Origin of the sequence: Brevibacillus gelatini (genome assembly GCF_003710935.1) — a bacterium.
Taxonomy (GTDB): domain Bacteria; phylum Bacillota; class Bacilli; order Brevibacillales; family Brevibacillaceae; genus Brevibacillus; species Brevibacillus gelatini.
Map to the genome: position 1 here is coordinate 1 of NZ_RHHS01000084.1, position 674 is coordinate 674.

Annotated in this window: 1 protein-coding gene; it reads left to right on the forward strand. The window is 37.2% G+C overall.

What is annotated here, in order from left to right:
- The coding region (locus tag EDM57_RS23520) for a hypothetical protein (RefSeq protein ID WP_122906962.1) at positions 1–359 on the forward strand (359 nt) is incomplete at its 5' end.
- Positions 360–674 lie beyond the last annotated feature (315 nt).

The following is a 674-nucleotide window of genomic DNA, read 5'->3' on the forward strand; positions in this document are numbered from 1 at the left end:
TCGTAAGGAAAGGGCAAAAGTTAGAGAAAATCGTAACAGGTGATCAGGTAATGTATTTCAGTTTACTTTTTTCCAATGAAAACGAAAATACCTACCTGGAGATTCAAGAGTCACCAGAAGAAGTTTTGTTGGGTGGTGTTATTATCGCAGAGAAAGACACAAAAATAAACAACGACATTCCGGCCAAATGGATATCCTTCTCTAACCATAAAGATAATATCGAAGGAGCTTCAGCAGGACTATACTTCCAGCAGGACACTACCTTTATTATGATTAGTGAAAAAGTGAATAGGAAGAAAAATGAATTTACAAAATCTGCTGAGGAAGTTGCTACATTTCTAAAACCTCTCATAAAATAAAAAACATCCCAACGGATTCGTGAAGAAATCCGTTGGGAGCATTTTTAATCTACTTGGAATCCACCCCATTTTACTAAATAATTCCGCCTTCACTCGTTTATGCAAACTTTTGTAAACCTATGTAAACTTACATACTTGTATTTGACAAACGAAAAGTGCCGAGTTTGGCAAAGAGCGTTATTCACGAATATCACGAATATACAGTAGAAATTCATAATCATACGAGATTTGACACGAAGCGCCTACGGGACGATTTCTTGCAAAAAGTCGGTATACCAAGGTTTCGCAAGGGTATGAAGCCTATCATGCTCGCCT